This is a genomic window from Mycobacterium sp. IDUB_17 (genome assembly GCF_055419465.1).
Genome location: NZ_JBVAXS010000007.1, coordinates 238,513 through 251,859 on the forward strand (window position 1 = coordinate 238,513; position 13,347 = coordinate 251,859).

13 protein-coding genes are annotated in these 13,347 nt (G+C 66.6%); 4 read left to right on the forward strand and 9 right to left on the reverse strand.

Annotated features, from left to right (window positions below):
• Nucleotides 1-2: 2 nt before the first annotated feature.
• From narI to ACZYZ7_RS26930, 6 genes are all read right to left on the reverse strand, one after another.
• Complete coding sequence (gene narI, locus ACZYZ7_RS26905; RefSeq protein ID WP_450069913.1) at nucleotides 3-731, reverse strand: respiratory nitrate reductase subunit gamma; 729 nt, start codon at nucleotides 729-731, stop codon at nucleotides 3-5.
• Entirely contained in the window at nucleotides 731-1,381 is a 651-nt protein-coding gene (narJ, locus tag ACZYZ7_RS26910; protein ID WP_463742189.1) for a nitrate reductase molybdenum cofactor assembly chaperone, read from the reverse strand. The genes narI and narJ overlap by 1 nt, the downstream gene beginning before the upstream one ends.
• Entirely contained in the window at nucleotides 1,381-3,027 is a 1,647-nt protein-coding gene (narH, locus tag ACZYZ7_RS26915) for a nitrate reductase subunit beta (protein WP_463742190.1), read from the reverse strand. The genes narJ and narH overlap by 1 nt, the downstream gene beginning before the upstream one ends.
• Complete coding sequence (locus ACZYZ7_RS26920; RefSeq protein ID WP_450069916.1) at nucleotides 3,024-6,710, reverse strand: nitrate reductase subunit alpha; 3,687 nt, start codon at nucleotides 6,708-6,710, stop codon at nucleotides 3,024-3,026. The genes narH and ACZYZ7_RS26920 overlap by 4 nt, the downstream gene beginning before the upstream one ends.
• The gene (locus ACZYZ7_RS26925) at nucleotides 6,707-7,885 is read right to left on the reverse strand and encodes a nitrate/nitrite transporter (protein ID WP_463742252.1); all 1,179 of its coding nucleotides are present in this window, start codon (nucleotides 7,883-7,885) and stop codon (nucleotides 6,707-6,709) included. Before ACZYZ7_RS26925 ends, ACZYZ7_RS26920 begins: the two co-directional genes overlap by 4 nt.
• Before the next feature lie 235 nt (nucleotides 7,886-8,120).
• Nucleotides 8,121-8,531 (reverse strand): (deoxy)nucleoside triphosphate pyrophosphohydrolase, encoded by a 411-nt coding sequence (locus ACZYZ7_RS26930; RefSeq protein ID WP_463742191.1) that lies wholly within the window; start codon nucleotides 8,529-8,531, stop codon nucleotides 8,121-8,123.
• 27 nt (nucleotides 8,532-8,558) lie between these two features.
• Here ACZYZ7_RS26930 and ACZYZ7_RS26935 point away from each other — a divergent pair, with 27 nt between their 5' ends.
• On the forward strand, nucleotides 8,559-8,852 hold the full coding sequence (locus tag ACZYZ7_RS26935) for a 4a-hydroxytetrahydrobiopterin dehydratase (protein ID WP_463742192.1): 294 nt from the start codon (nucleotides 8,559-8,561) through the stop codon (nucleotides 8,850-8,852).
• Here ACZYZ7_RS26935 and ACZYZ7_RS26940 read toward each other — a convergent pair.
• On the reverse strand, nucleotides 8,821-10,032 hold the full coding sequence (locus ACZYZ7_RS26940; protein WP_463742193.1) for a mannosyltransferase: 1,212 nt from the start codon (nucleotides 10,030-10,032) through the stop codon (nucleotides 8,821-8,823). The genes ACZYZ7_RS26935 and ACZYZ7_RS26940 overlap by 32 nt on opposite strands.
• A 226-nt stretch (nucleotides 10,033-10,258) precedes the next feature.
• On the opposite strand from ACZYZ7_RS26940, the gene ACZYZ7_RS26945 reads away from it, so the two are divergent.
• Both ACZYZ7_RS26945 and ACZYZ7_RS26950 read left to right on the forward strand, forming a co-directional pair.
• Nucleotides 10,259-10,924, forward strand: a complete 666-nt coding sequence (locus tag ACZYZ7_RS26945; protein ID WP_450069920.1) for a hypothetical protein — start codon at nucleotides 10,259-10,261, stop codon at nucleotides 10,922-10,924.
• Between the two features lie 41 nt (nucleotides 10,925-10,965).
• The gene (locus ACZYZ7_RS26950) at nucleotides 10,966-11,988 is read left to right on the forward strand and encodes an Rv1157c family protein (RefSeq protein WP_450069921.1); all 1,023 of its coding nucleotides are present in this window, start codon (nucleotides 10,966-10,968) and stop codon (nucleotides 11,986-11,988) included.
• Between the two features lie 120 nt (nucleotides 11,989-12,108).
• Here the strand turns inward: ACZYZ7_RS26950 and ACZYZ7_RS26955 are convergent, their stop codons facing one another.
• Both ACZYZ7_RS26955 and ACZYZ7_RS26960 read right to left on the reverse strand, forming a co-directional pair.
• Entirely contained in the window at nucleotides 12,109-12,258 is a 150-nt protein-coding gene (locus tag ACZYZ7_RS26955; protein WP_003882209.1) for a DUF1059 domain-containing protein, read from the reverse strand.
• Nucleotides 12,259-12,358: 100 nt separating this feature from the next.
• Nucleotides 12,359-12,946: an HhH-GPD-type base excision DNA repair protein gene (locus ACZYZ7_RS26960; RefSeq protein WP_450069922.1), complete on the reverse strand. Its 588-nt coding sequence runs from the start codon at nucleotides 12,944-12,946 to the stop codon at nucleotides 12,359-12,361.
• Nucleotides 12,947-13,044: 98 nt separating this feature from the next.
• Between ACZYZ7_RS26960 and ACZYZ7_RS26965 the strand changes: the two genes are divergently transcribed.
• On the forward strand, nucleotides 13,045-13,341 hold the full coding sequence (locus ACZYZ7_RS26965) for a DUF732 domain-containing protein (protein WP_135457392.1): 297 nt from the start codon (nucleotides 13,045-13,047) through the stop codon (nucleotides 13,339-13,341).
• The last annotated feature ends 6 nt before the right edge of the window (nucleotides 13,342-13,347 follow it).

Consider the following 13,347-nt stretch of genomic DNA (forward strand, 5'->3'; position numbering starts at 1 on the left):
GCTCACCAGCCCCGACGCTGCGGTCGTGACCCGACCAACTCTGACTTCTCGGCGACATCCCGGCTGCGGTACACCACATAGGGCCGGAACAGGTAGCCGATCGGGGCGCTGAACACGTGCACCAGCCGGGTGAACGGCCACAGGCAGAACAGCGCCAGCGCGATCATGACGTGGATGTGGAAGTACACCGGCGCCTGGACCATCAGGTCGCCGCGGGGCTGCAGGATCCAGATCGAGCGGAACCACGGAGACACGGTCTCGCGATAGTCGTGCTCGGCGCCCCCCGGCGTCGCTCCGATCGCAGTGCAGGCGAAGCCGGCCACCATCGCGGCCACCAGAACCACATACATCGTCTTGTCGTTGACGGTGGTGGCCATGAAGACCGGGCCGGTGACACGGCGGCGGTAGATCAGCAGGGCGATCCCGACCAGGGCCGCGACACCGGCGATCCCGCCGAGGATGACCGCCTGCAAGTGGTACACGTGATCGCTCATCACCAGGTCCATCCAGGATTCGGGGATGAACAGGCCGATGACATGGCCGATGAACACGACGAGCATGCCGAAGTGGAACATCGGGCTGGCGATGCGCAGCAGCCGCGACTCGTAGAGTTGCGACGAGCGCGTGGTCCAGCCGAACTTGTCGTAGCGGTACCGCCACCAGGTGCCGACTGCCACCACCGCCAGCGTCACATACGGCACCACATCCCAGAAGATCTCCCAGCCCGACATCAGAGCACCTCCTGTACCCGGCGGGGCGGAACGGTCAGCTGAAATGGCTGCAGTCCCACGGATTCAGCCGGCGGCCCGGCCATGATCAACCGCGACACGTCGTCCACGGAGGCCAGGGGCGGCAGGGTTGCGTCCACCGCTGCGACGACGGGCGCGTAGGGCGACCTCCGCTCGGCCAACGCTCGGGCCACCACACCGATCGGCACCCGGTACTTGGCGAGCAACCGGCGCCCCGCATCCGGGTCGACCGTGGCGGCGAATTCCAGCACCACCGGAAGATGGTCGGGTGCTTCACCTTTCGGGATCTCAGCACCTGCGGCGCGGTAGGCCTGGGTGAATTCGACCATGTCCGCACCGCGGTTTCGGGTGTCCCCCGACGTCCAGTAGGTCAGGAGCATGGTGCACCGCTTGTGCAGGTCGAAGGTCTCGACATACTCCTGCGCCAGTTCCATGGTGGGTCGAAGGCTCAGCCGTACAACGGTTTCGCCGAGCAGCGCCCGTGCCTCACCGGTGACGTGGTCCAGCAGACGCGCCGCGGTCTGCAGACGATCGGCATGACCGTCGTCCGGGTAGGCAAGCATCAGCGACGCCGCCTGCCACACCAGGCGGTCCTGCATCGCGTTTTCGCGGGTTCGCTTGCGACGTTTCATCACTGATCTCCCGGGAACATGCCCGACGGCACTCCCCTGCCGTCCCAGTTGAGCAGGTTGACCCGCGACGGACGTTCGGCGTTGGCAGCCATGCCGCCGCTGGTCTGCCGGTGTTGAAGCGCATGGAAGGTCTCCACCGCCACCGGCACCGGCCCACCGCTGGCCTCACCGAACGGGCCCGACTCGTACATTCCGGGCCCACCTTCGAACGACAATGAGCAGCCGGGCTCCTCCGCGCCGGGGATCCCCTCCGAGCTGTATGCGGTCGGAATGACGTAGCGCTCCTCATATTTCGCCAACGCCAGCAGCCGGTACATCTCGTACATGTGTTCCTCGGTCATGCCGACCGCGGCCGGGATGTGCGGCTGGGTCTGACGACCGAGGTTGATGTCGCGCATGTAGGACCGCATCGCCGCGAGCCGGCGGAGCACCCCTTCGACGACGGCGGTGTCCCCCGCGGTGAACAACCCGGCCAGGTACTCGATCGGGATACGCAGCGCCTCGAGCGCGCCGAAGAGATTGCCGACGTTCTCGCCGTCGTGGCCGTCACGGCTGACCGCGTCGACCACCGGCGACAGCGGCGGGATGTACCACACCATCGGCACCGTCCGGAACTCCGGATGCAGCGGCAGCGCAACGCCATAGGTGTGGATGAGCTTGTACACCGGTGAGCGTTGGGCGGCCTCGATCCACTCGTCGGAGATGCCCTCGGCCCGGGCCCCGGCGATCACCTCGGGGTCGGCCGGGTCGAGCAGGATCTGCCGCTGCGCCTCGTAGAGATCCTTGTCCTCAGGTACCGACGCCGCCTCCAGCACCCGGTCGACGTCATAGAACACCAGGCCGAGGTAGCGCAGCCGGCCCACGCAGGTTTCCGAACACACCGTGGGCAGCCCGACCTCGATCCGCGGGTAGCACAGCGTGCACTTCTCGGCCTTGCCGGTCTTGTGGTTGAAATACACCTTCTTGTAAGGGCATCCGGACACGCACATGCGCCACCCGCGGCACCGGTCCTGATCGACCAGCACGATGCCGTCCTCGGAACGCTTGTACATCGCGCCCGACGGGCAGGATGCCACACACGCCGGGTTGAGGCAGTGCTCGCAGATCCGGGGCAGATAGAACATGAAGGTCTGCTCGAGTTCGAGCTTGATCTGCTCGCTGACCTGCTTGAGGACCGGGTCGCCGGGCACGATCTCCGGTGAACCCGCAAGGTCGTCGTCCCAGTTCGCCGACCACGAAACCTTCATGGGCTTACCGGTGATCAGGCTGCGGGGCGGCGCGGTGGGAAAGTGTTCACCCAGCGGCGCCGAAGTCAGGTTCTCGTAGTCGTAGGTCCACGGCTCGTAGTAGTCGTCGATGGACGGCAGCTTCGGGTTCGCGAAGATCCTGGCCAGCTTGGCCAACCGGCCGCCGTCGCGCAGCCTCAGCCGGCCGCGGCGATCCAGCTTCCACCCGCCACGCCACTTCTCCTGATCCTGGTAGGTACGCGGATAGCCCTGTCCCGGACGGGTTTCGACGTTGTTGAACCAGACGTACTCGGTCCCGGCCCGGTTGGTCCAGGCCTGTTTGCAGGTCACCGAACAGGTCTGACATCCGATGCACTTGTCGAGGTTCATCACCATCGCCATCTGGGCCATGACCTTCACTGGTACTTCACCTCCTGTGAGCGGCGGCGGACCACCGTCACTTCATCGCGCTGATTTCCGGTGGGGCCGAGATAGTTCCAGGCGAACGAGTGCTGGGCATACCCGCCGGCAAGGTGGCTGGGCTTGACCAGCAGCCGGGTAAGTGAATTGTGGATACCGCCACGGGTTCCGGTGGTTTCGGTCAGCGGAACGTCGATGGTCCGTTCCTGTGCGTGGTAGACGTACACCACGCCGTCGGGCATGCGGTGGCTGACCACGGCGCGGCACACCAGTACGCCGTTGCGGTTCACCGCCTCGATCCAGTCGTTGTCCTTGACTTCGATCTTCGCGGCGTCCGACGGACTCATCCACATGGTGGGGCCACCGCGTGACAGCGAGAGCATGAACAGGTTGTCCTGGTACTCCGAGTGGATCGACCACTTGGAATGCGGGGTCAGGTACCGCACGGTGAGGCCGATACCGTCGCGCCCCAGCTTGGATTCGCCGAACAGCCGCGCCATGTCCAGCGGCGGCCGGTAGATCGGCAGCTGCTCGCCGAGTTCCTCCAGCCAGTCGTGGTCGACGTAGAAGTGCATCCGCCCGGTGAGCGTGTGGAACGGCTTGAGCTCCTCGATGTTCACCGTGAACGGCGCGTAGCGGCGGCCACCGGTCTCACTGCCCGACCACTCCGGGCTGGTGATCACCGGCACCGGTCTGGCCTGGGTATCGGCGTAGGTGATCCGGCGTTCCTCGCTGCCTTCGGCCAGGTGCACCAGTTTGCGGCCGGTGCGCTTCTCCAGCTCCTTGAACCCCTCGACTGCCAGCCGGCCGTTCGAGGTGCCCGACAACGCGAGGATGACATCGACCATCCGCTCCGCGGTCGTGATCGCGGGACACCCCTGCGCCGCACCGGAATCCATGACACCGAACTTCGCGGCGAGTTCGTGGACTTCCTGGTCGGGGTGCGTCGTGACGCCTTTGGTGGTCAGGCCCAAGCTCTCGACCAGCGGGCCGAGTGCCGACCACTTCTCGGCGATCGCCGTGTAGTCCCGCTCCACGACCACCAGCGGGCCCATTGTCTTGCCCGGCACGGGTGTCTCACCGGTGGTCCGCCAATCATGTTCGGTACCACCGGGATAGGCCATCGCACCGGGGGTGTCGTGCTGCAGCGTGCCCATCACGACATCCGTGCGGGTGCCCAGGTGGCGGGCGGCCAGCGCGCTGAAAACCCGGGCGATCGCCCCGAAAGCCTCGAAATCCGACCGGGTTTCCCAGGGCGGGTCCACGGCCGGGCTGAACGCGTGCACATACGGATGCATGTCGGTGCTGGACAGGTCCGCCTTCTCGTACCAGGTGGCCGCGGGCAACACCACATCCGAGAGCAGCGTCGTCGAGGTCATCCGGAAGTCGATCGACATCAGCATGTCCAGCTTGCCCTCGGGGATGTCCTCGGTCCAGGCCACGTCCCTTGGCCGCAACTCCTCCCCGGTGGGTTCGGCCTGCACGTTCGACGTCGTGCCCAGCAGGTGGCGCAGGAAGTACTCATTGCCCTTGCTGGACGAGCCCAGCAGGTTGGCCCGCCAGACATTGAGCACGCGTGGCCAGTTGGCCGGGTTGTCGGGATCGGTGACCGCGAGTTTTAGCTCGCCACTTGCCAATTGCTCGGCCACATAGTCCGGCACCTCCCGGCCGGCCGCCTTGGCCTCATCGACCACGTCCAGACTGGAGCGGTCGAACTGCGGGTAGAACGGCGTCCATCCCATGGCCACCGCGGAACTCAGCACATCCATCGTGTGCTTGTCGCGGAACCGGCCACGGCCCACCGGACTGGACAGGGCATCCGCGCGGTAGCCGTCGTAGCGCCATTGGTCGGTGTGGGCGTACCAGTACGACGTCCCGGCCATCTGGCGCGGCGGGCGCGACCAGTCGGTGCCCATCGCCATCGCGGCCCACCCGGTGACAGGCCGGCACTTCTCCTGGCCCACGTAGTGCGCCCAGCCGCCGCCGTTGCGGCCCATCGCACCGGTGAGCAGCAGAAGCGCCAGCACCGCCCGGTAGGTGGCGTCGCCGTGGAACCACTGGCAGATGCCCGCGCCCATGATGATCATCGACCGGCCACCGGATTCCTCGGCGTTGCGGGCGAATTCGCGCGCCACCCGGATCGCCTGAGCGGCCGACACACCGGTGATCTGCTCCTGCCAGGCCGGGGTGTAGGGCCGGGTGGCATCGTCGTAACCGGTGGGCCAGTCCCCGGGCAGGCCGGGCCGGTGCACGCCGTACTGGGCCAGCATCAGGTCGAACACCGTGCACACCCGGTGCTCTCCGACGCGCCGCACCGGAACGCCGCGCCGCATGGTCGCGCCGCTGCCGTCCACGGTGTCGAAATGCGGCAGCGTGATCTCGGCCGTCTCGAAGGTGTCACCCAACACGGTCAGCGCGGGAGACAGTTCCTCCAGATCGAGGTTCCACTTGCCCACACCGTCACTGCCGTAACGGAATCCGAGCGATCCCTGCGGTACCGCGACACTGTCACTGGCACCGTCGAGCAGCACCGGTTTGAACGCCGCATTCTCCTGTTCGGCCACTGGTCCGCCGAGATCGGCCGCGGTCAGGTTTTTCCCTGGGACGAGCACACCGTCGCGCTCCTCGAGTTTGACCAGGAACGGCAGATCGGTGAACTGGCGGACATAGTCGACGAAGAACGGAACCCGGTTCTGCACGAAGCATTCGTCGAGGATGACGTGGCCCATCGCCATCGCCAGCGCACCGTCGGTGCCCGCCGCGCACGGCATCCACTCGTCGGCGAACTTGGTGTTGTCGGCGTAATCCGGGCTGACGGTCACCACTTTCGTACCGCGATAACGCACCTCGGCCATCCAGTGCGCGTCCGGCGTGCGCGTCACCGGGACGTTCGAGCCCCACATCATCAGATAGGACGCGTCCCACCAGTCGCCGGACTCCGGCACGTCGGTCTGGTCACCGAACACCTGTGGGGAGGCCACCGGCAGGTCGGCATACCAGTCGTAGAACGACGTCATCACCCCGCCGACGAGTTCGACGAACCGCGACCCCGCCGCGAACGACACCATCGACATCGCCGGGATCGGCGAGAATCCGGCCACCCGGTCCGGCCCGTAGGCCTTGATCGTGTGCACATGTGCGGCGGCGATCATCTCGGTGGCCTCGGCCCAGCTGACCCGGACCAGGCCGCCCTTGCCGCGGGCCCGCTGATACCGCGTGCGGCGATCGGGGTCGCCCTGGATGTCGGCCCAGGCCAGCACCGGATCCTTCAGGCGCGCCTTGGCTTCCCGGTACATCTCGACCAGTACGCCGCGCGCATACGGATACCGCACCCGCGTCGGCGAGTAGGTGTACCAGGAGAATGCTGCACCGCGCGGGCACCCGCGTGGCTCGTACTCGGGGCGGTCCGGACCCACGGACGGGTAGTCGGTCTCCTGGGTTTCCCAGGTGATGATCCCGTCCTTGACGTAGATCTTCCAGGAACACGATCCCGTGCAGTTGACCCCGTGGGTCGAACGCACCACCTTGTCGTGGCTCCACCGGTCGCGGTAGAACACATCGCCCTGACGGCCCCCTTTGCGCGTGACGGTACGCAGATCACCGGAGAACTCACCGGCGGTGAAGAACCTGCCACTACGCTCGAGCAGCTCCTCGATCGATCCGCCGATGTGGGGCTTGGTCATTGCCGCGCCTCCTTGGGCTGTGGTTCGTGCGCGTGAAGGCGCAGGGCCGTGTAACCGAAGGCCACCAATGCCGTCGCCACCAGCAGCAGAAGCCCGACTGAGTAGTCGTGATCTACAGCGTCATACGTCGCACCCATCACCAGCGGTGGGAAGTAGCCGCCCAAACCGCCTGCGGCAGCCACGATCCCGGTGACGGAGCCCACCTCCTTGGCCGGTGACCGGCGCGCCACCCAGGCGAACACGCCGCCGGTGCCGATGCCCAGGAAGATCGCCAGACCGATGAACGTCGCAGCCGACCACACATCGGGCGGCGGCTGGAACATCGCGATGAAGGCGAGTGCCGCCGTCCCGGCGAAGGAAGTGAGCACCACGAACTTGGGCGGGATCCGATCCGACAGTGCACCGCCGACCGGCCGGGCCAGCACCGCGGCCAGCGCGAATCCCGCTGTGCGACTACCTGCTTCGACCGAGGAGAACTCGTACACGTTCTTGATGTAAGTGGGCAGGTAGTTGCTGAACGCCACGAATCCACCGAAGACCACCGCGTACAGGAACGACATCTCCCATGTCACGGGAAGCTTCAGCGCCGACTTGAGCTTGGGCATCACCGGATCGGTATTCGGCTCGAACACGGGTGAATTACGCATCACCGCCAAACACAGCACCGCGGTCAGCGCCAGCGCGACCGCGATGATGAGGTGGGTGGGGAACAACCCGAACCACCGCACGAATCTCGGCGTGAAGAATGCCGACAACGCCGTGCCGACCATGCCCATACCGAACACACCGGTGGCATAGCCGCGACGAGAGGGCGCATACCAGTTGTTGGCGAACGGGATTCCGACCGCGAAGATGGTGCCCGCGATGCCCAGGAAGAACCCGCACACCAACAACATCGGGTAAGACCTGGCCTCGCCGGCCGCCCCGACGGCCAGCACCGGCACGATCGAGGCCAGCGTGACCGCGAGGAACATGGTGCGGCCGCCGTACCTGTCGGTCAGCGCGCCGACTGCGACCCGGCCGAGCGACCCGACCAGTATGGGAGTGGCGACAAGCATGGATGCCTGGGTGCTGCTCAGCCTCATGTCGACGGCGTAGGTGGTGGACAGCGGGCCGATCATGTTCCAGGCCCAGAAATTGATGGCCGAGACCCATGTGGCCAGCAAGAGATTCATGCTCTGCCCTTGGCCCAGGTACGGCGTACTTGCCGTGGTCACCACATCAGCAAAACACCATGTTCGGCGCGGTCGCGCCATTTTCCCGGAAACGTTGCGGGCAGTTTCACGGAAATGTAATCCGCAACATCGGTATGTCGAAATTAATCCCGTTGCGCTGCGGTCACTTTATTGCGCGAGCAGTCCCCCGCAAGCGGGAGGGGCCCCCAGTGAAAGTACCCGAAATCGGGCTGTTTCAGGTACTTTCGCGTCCGCTCGGCGGAGAAAGTGCTGCGGCCAAATCGGTGAGCCAGGCCCGGTCGGCGGGCACCCATGGGAGCTGGTCGAGCTCTCCGGCCGTCACCCAGCGCAGTGCCCGGTGGTCGTGCGGGTGCGGACTGCCCGACGTGAGCATCACCCGGTAGGCGCGCAGCGTCATGCCCGCCTTCAGCGCGACATCCACACCCAGCCGGGCACCGACGGTCACCTCGACGCCCAGCTCCTCCCGCAGTTCACGGGTCAGGGCGTCGGCGTCACTCTCGTCGGGAGCCACCTTGCCGCCGGGCAGCTCCCACAGACCAGCCAGCTCCGGGGGCCGCCGCCGTTGGGCGACCAACAGCCGGGCCCCGGAGAACAGGGCACCGGCCACCACGATCTGCTCATCCATCGCGCCCGACGGTATACCGTCGGGCATATGGCCGTGTTATCGAACGATCAGGTCGACGCCGCACTGCCCGATCTGCCGGGCTGGGAGCGCGCGGCGGGCGCCCTGCGCAGATCCACCAAATTCCCGACGTTCCTCGACGGCATCGACGCGGTACGCCGCGTGGCTGACCTCGCCGAGGAAAAAGACCATCATCCTGACATCGACATCCGCTGGCGCACAGTCACATTCGCACTGGTGACGCATTCCGCCGGCGGGATCACCGAGAGGGACATCCAGCTGGCCAAGGAGATCAACCGGATTCTGGCCGACCAGCCCGGCTAGTCGCGATCCAGGCCAGCGTGGCGAGCGTCGCGACGATGTAGACCAGCCCGGCCCAGGCCAGGTACCAGGGCCGGCTGATCACCCAGATCGTCGGCTGGGCAAAACTGAGCAGCCACGGCACCCCGACCAGCGTCAGCGCCAGCCAACCCCACCCCAGGATCCGTGCGCCCAGCCGGTCGGCCAATGGCCCGTGCAGCAACCAGATCATCAGCGGGATCAGCCAGACCCAGTGGTGCGTCCACGAAATCGGTGAAAGCAGCAACCCGAACAGGCTCACGATCACGATGGCACCCAGCCTGTCGGCGCTGCCGCCGACGGCCCGCCACGCCAGCACGGCGAGGACCGCGGTGACCGCGATACCGAGCAGCACGGCCGGGCCGTATCCGGCGTCATGGCCGAGGATGCGCGAGATCCCGCCGCGCCACGATTGGTTGAACGACGTCCCGATCGGCCCGATCCGGTCTGCGTCACCGAGCAATTCGGTGAAGTACCGGCGCGCCTCATCTCCGACCACCAGCACTGAGACCGCGACCGTTCCGAAAAACACCACAGCCGAGAACACCGCGGTAGCCCACCGGCGCGCGCCGACGAAGTACAAGCCCGACACCGCGGGCGTGAGTTTCACCCCGGCGGCCAGGCCCACCAACAGCCCGGAAAGCCACCAACGATTGCTGTAGACGGCGTAGAGCACCGCGAGCACCAGGACGACATTGACCTGGCCGTAGTCGAACGTGCTGCGCAGCGGTTCGGTCCAGATGCCGACGGCGGTCCACAGCATCGCGGCACGCCGGGGCGCCGGCCCGCCGAGCAACAGCTGACTGATCCGCACCACGCCGTACAGCGCGGCGATGATGCCGATCTGCCAGCAGAACGCGACCAGCCCGAAGGGCAGCAGGTGCAATGGGTAGAACACCACCGCGGCGAACGGCGGATAGGTGAAAGGCAATGGGAAATCCGGCGTCTGGTCCGCGTAGACGTAGTCATAGAGCGCCCCTGCGTGACCGTCGAGCGTGGCTGCGCCACCGACGTAGACATGCAGGTCGACGAAATTGGCACCGTTCGGGACGAGGTACGTCCAGGCCAGGCGCGCCGCAATGCTGAGGACCAGCAACACAGGCGCCAGGCGGTAGAGCCGCGCGGTTGCTGAGACGTGGGTGGCCGGTTCGGTGTTAACGGACACGACTTTAGCGACCCGTCCACCGCCGTCGTCCGCCCGCCGCGTCACGCCGACGGTTTGTCACGCCGGGGTTACGGTGCGCGCCCGGCGCATAACGCCCGAGGCACTGCGCGATAACGAATTCAGCCGCTGCAGTAACGGTTGAATAACCGCCACACGTGTCACTTGAGTAACACCAGTAACTGGATAGTTTCGTGCTCAGTCGTTCAAGCAACCGATTGGGAGAACCATGATCTTCACCTGGAGAGCAATTTCCACCAGCATGATCGCGGCCGCCGGCGCAGTCCCGGTCGCGTTGGCCCTCAGCGCCGCAGCGAACGCCGAGCCGGTGCCCCCGGCCCCGGCGGTCCCCGCGCCGAACCTGCCGATCGTCAACCAGCTCGCCGGCGTGCCGGCCGTCGCGCCGCAACTGCTGCAAGGCGTGACCTCCGCATTGACCGGCACCCCCGCCGCCGCCCCGGCACCCGCCCCGGGTGCCACCGCATCGGTGACCCTGCCCCAGATGCCCACGTCCGTCACACCGGCAGCGGCCAATGCGCCCCTGGGATCTCTGGTGCCGGGCTTGCCCACCGCACCGGCCGCCGTGCCGGCCGCAACGGTGCCGACGGCTCCGGTCAGCGGCCCCGCATCCTTGATCCCCTCGGCCGAGCTGACGATCCCGCAGCTGCCCGGGATGCCGATCCCGCTGCCCCAGAAGGTGAACATCCCGGGCGACCTGGCCTCACTGGCTCCGGTCGCGGCTCAAACGGCACTGCCTGTCACCGCCGCGGCGGCCCCGTTGGCCCCGGCAGCGGCGGCGGCTCCGGCCCTGGCGGCTCCCGCGGCTGCAGCTCCCGGCATCACCAACCCGGGTGTCGCAGCACTGGCACCGCTGCTGACCGCCGGCCTGCCCTGATCCACGAACTGGTCTGACCGCCCGAAACGATTGGGAAAGCCATGTCACCGCGCAAGTCACCGAAAATGTTGTTCGCCAGCGCCATCGCAGTCGGTACGTCGGCTGCGTTGCTGTTCGGCACCGGAGTAGCCAACGCCGACCCGGCGCCGGCCGCACCGTTGCCGGCCGCACCGTTGCCGATCGACAACGTGCAGGCTCCCGGCCTGTCGGCGGTGGAAGGCCTCAGCCCGATCATCCAGCAGGCCGCGGCCGATCCGGGTGGCGCTGTGCAGCTGTTGATGGCAGCCGCACAGGCCTTCGCTGCCAACAAATCGGAATCGGCTGAATCCCGCAACGTCGCGACGGCGGTCAACCACTTCGCGGCCCAGCCTGTCGCCGCACCCGAGCATGTTCCCGCCCTGGGTGCCGGCGGCGACGCTCACCTGCCGATGGGTGTCGACCCGGCCCATGCGGCCGGGCCGGCCCCTGAGGCACTGCCCGCTCCCGCCCCGGCGCCGGCTCCCGAGGCCGCGCCTGCTCCGGCGCCCGCCCCTGCCCCTGAAGCCGCACCCGCTCCCGCCCCCGGGGCTGTTCCGGCGGCGGCCACGATCCCGGCCCCGGCACCCGCGCCTGAAGCTGCACCGGCGGGCGCCGCGGCCCCTGGCTTCGGACCGAACACACCCACGAAGCAGGACTTCATGTACCCGTCGATCAGCAACGGGTGCCTCAAAGACGGCGGAAATGTTCTGGCGACCGCGATCTCGGTGGCCGGGCCCGCCACCATTCCGCTGCCCGGCCCGAAGCCAGGCCAGACCGCTTATGTGTTCACCGCGATCGGTACCCCCGGCCCGGCCGCCGAGCAGAAGCTTCCGCTCAACGCCACATGGGTGAACCTGACAACCGGCAAGTCCGGCAGCGTGACGCTCCAGCCGCGCTCGGACCTCAACCCCGAGGGCCCGACCACGCTGACCGCGATCGCCGACACCGGATCGGGCAGCATCATGACGACGATCTTCGGACAGGTCACGACGACCGAGATGCAGTGCCAGTTCATGCCCACCATCGGATCCACGGTGGTGCCCTGACCACACCATATGAATGGGGAAACGAAATTCCCGGTCGCTGGCCTCATGGCCGGCGACCGGGAATTTTGTCAGGGGCTGTAAGTCTGGGGCTGTAAGTCTGGGGGCCTGGTAGGCCGTGAATCAGTAAGCCATGAACAGGATCATTTCCCGGTCGTACTCACGCCCGGGGTGCTGCTGAGCCAGGTGCGCCTGGGCCTTCTCGACCAGGTCGTCCTCATCGGTCCCGCTGATCGCTTCGCCGCACGGGCAATTCAGGTGTGTCTTCGCCATATATTCACCTTTGCATAGGTAGCCCAGCTTTCAACCCCGAGTCTGCGCACAGATCGCGATTTCGCGTCGAAACGCGATCTGGGCGCAGGCTCGAAGCCAATCAGGCCTTGGCGGCCTTGGCTTCCTTCGCCGCGGCCTTCATCTGCTTCTTGTGGGTGCGAACCTTCTGCAACGACCCGGGATCCACCACGTCGGCCACCGACATGAAGCTGCCGGCAGTGCCGTAATCCCCCGCCGCCTCACGCCAGCCCTCCGGCGTGACCCCGTATTGCTTGCCCAACAGCGCCAAGAAGATCCGGGCTTTCTGATCACCGAACCCGGGCAGACGCTTGAGCCGGCGCAGCACCTCTTTGCCATCGGGGTCGCCGCCGGTCCACAACGCCGTCACATCACCGTCGTACTCGTCGACGATGGCCCGAGCGAGGTCCTGCACCCGCTTGCCCATCGACCCCGGAAACCGGTGAATGGCAGGGGTTTGCGAAACCACCGCGATGAATTCGTCCGGGTTGTAGTCGGCGATCTCGCGGGCATCGACGTCACCGAGACGGTCGGCGATCTTCTTGGGCCCGGCGAATGCCGTCTCCATCGGGATCTGCTGGTCCAATAACATCCCCACCAAAAGCGCGAACGGGTTGGACTCCAGCAGGGCGTCGGCCTCCGGATCTTGGACTAGCTGCAGTTTTCCCACGGCGCCAGTCTAGGACTCCGCACGTTTTTGACGTCTGTGTCGGTCCAGTGTGCGAATGTGTACGCGATAACCGGTGAATATGCCCATAGGAGTTGGACATGAGACGCGTCGTTGCACCACTTATTGCAGCGGTGGTTACCGCGATTGCCTTGGCCGCCACGGCCAACGCGATCCCCGACCAGGGCACGCCGGACTTCGACAACTACATGCAGGGCCTGGACCGCAATGGATTCCACCTCAACCCGGATACTGCATGGCGCGTCGCTCACCAGGCTTGTACGGGCAGCATCCCGGGGTACATCAGTTGGGAGTTGGCCGCACAGGGCGTGATCGGCCCGGGCGCCGAGCAGCGGGTGTACGACGTGGCCAGAAAGTACGCCTGCCCCGTTCAATAGGTGAGC

Coding starts and splice junctions, on each gene's coding strand:
- narI (WP_450069913.1), bottom strand. CDS start 731: ATGTCGGGCTGGGAGATCTTCTGGGATGTGGTGCCGTATGTGACGCTG.
- narJ (WP_463742189.1), bottom strand. CDS start 1,381: ATGAAACGTCGCAAGCGAACCCGCGAAAACGCGATGCAGGACCGCCTG.
- ACZYZ7_RS26930 (WP_463742191.1), bottom strand. CDS start 8,531: ATGGATGAGCAGATCGTGGTGGCCGGTGCCCTGTTCTCCGGGGCCCGG.
- ACZYZ7_RS26965 (WP_135457392.1), top strand. CDS start 13,045: ATGAGACGCGTCGTTGCACCACTTATTGCAGCGGTGGTTACCGCGATT.
- ACZYZ7_RS26945 (WP_450069920.1), top strand. CDS start 10,259: ATGATCTTCACCTGGAGAGCAATTTCCACCAGCATGATCGCGGCCGCC.
- ACZYZ7_RS26920 (WP_450069916.1), bottom strand. CDS start 6,710: ATGACCAAGCCCCACATCGGCGGATCGATCGAGGAGCTGCTCGAGCGT.
- ACZYZ7_RS26935 (WP_463742192.1), top strand. CDS start 8,559: ATGGCCGTGTTATCGAACGATCAGGTCGACGCCGCACTGCCCGATCTG.
- ACZYZ7_RS26925 (WP_463742252.1), bottom strand. CDS start 7,885: ATGAATCTCTTGCTGGCCACATGGGTCTCGGCCATCAATTTCTGGGCC.
- ACZYZ7_RS26950 (WP_450069921.1), top strand. CDS start 10,966: ATGTCACCGCGCAAGTCACCGAAAATGTTGTTCGCCAGCGCCATCGCA.
- ACZYZ7_RS26955 (WP_003882209.1), bottom strand. CDS start 12,258: ATGGCGAAGACACACCTGAATTGCCCGTGCGGCGAAGCGATCAGCGGG.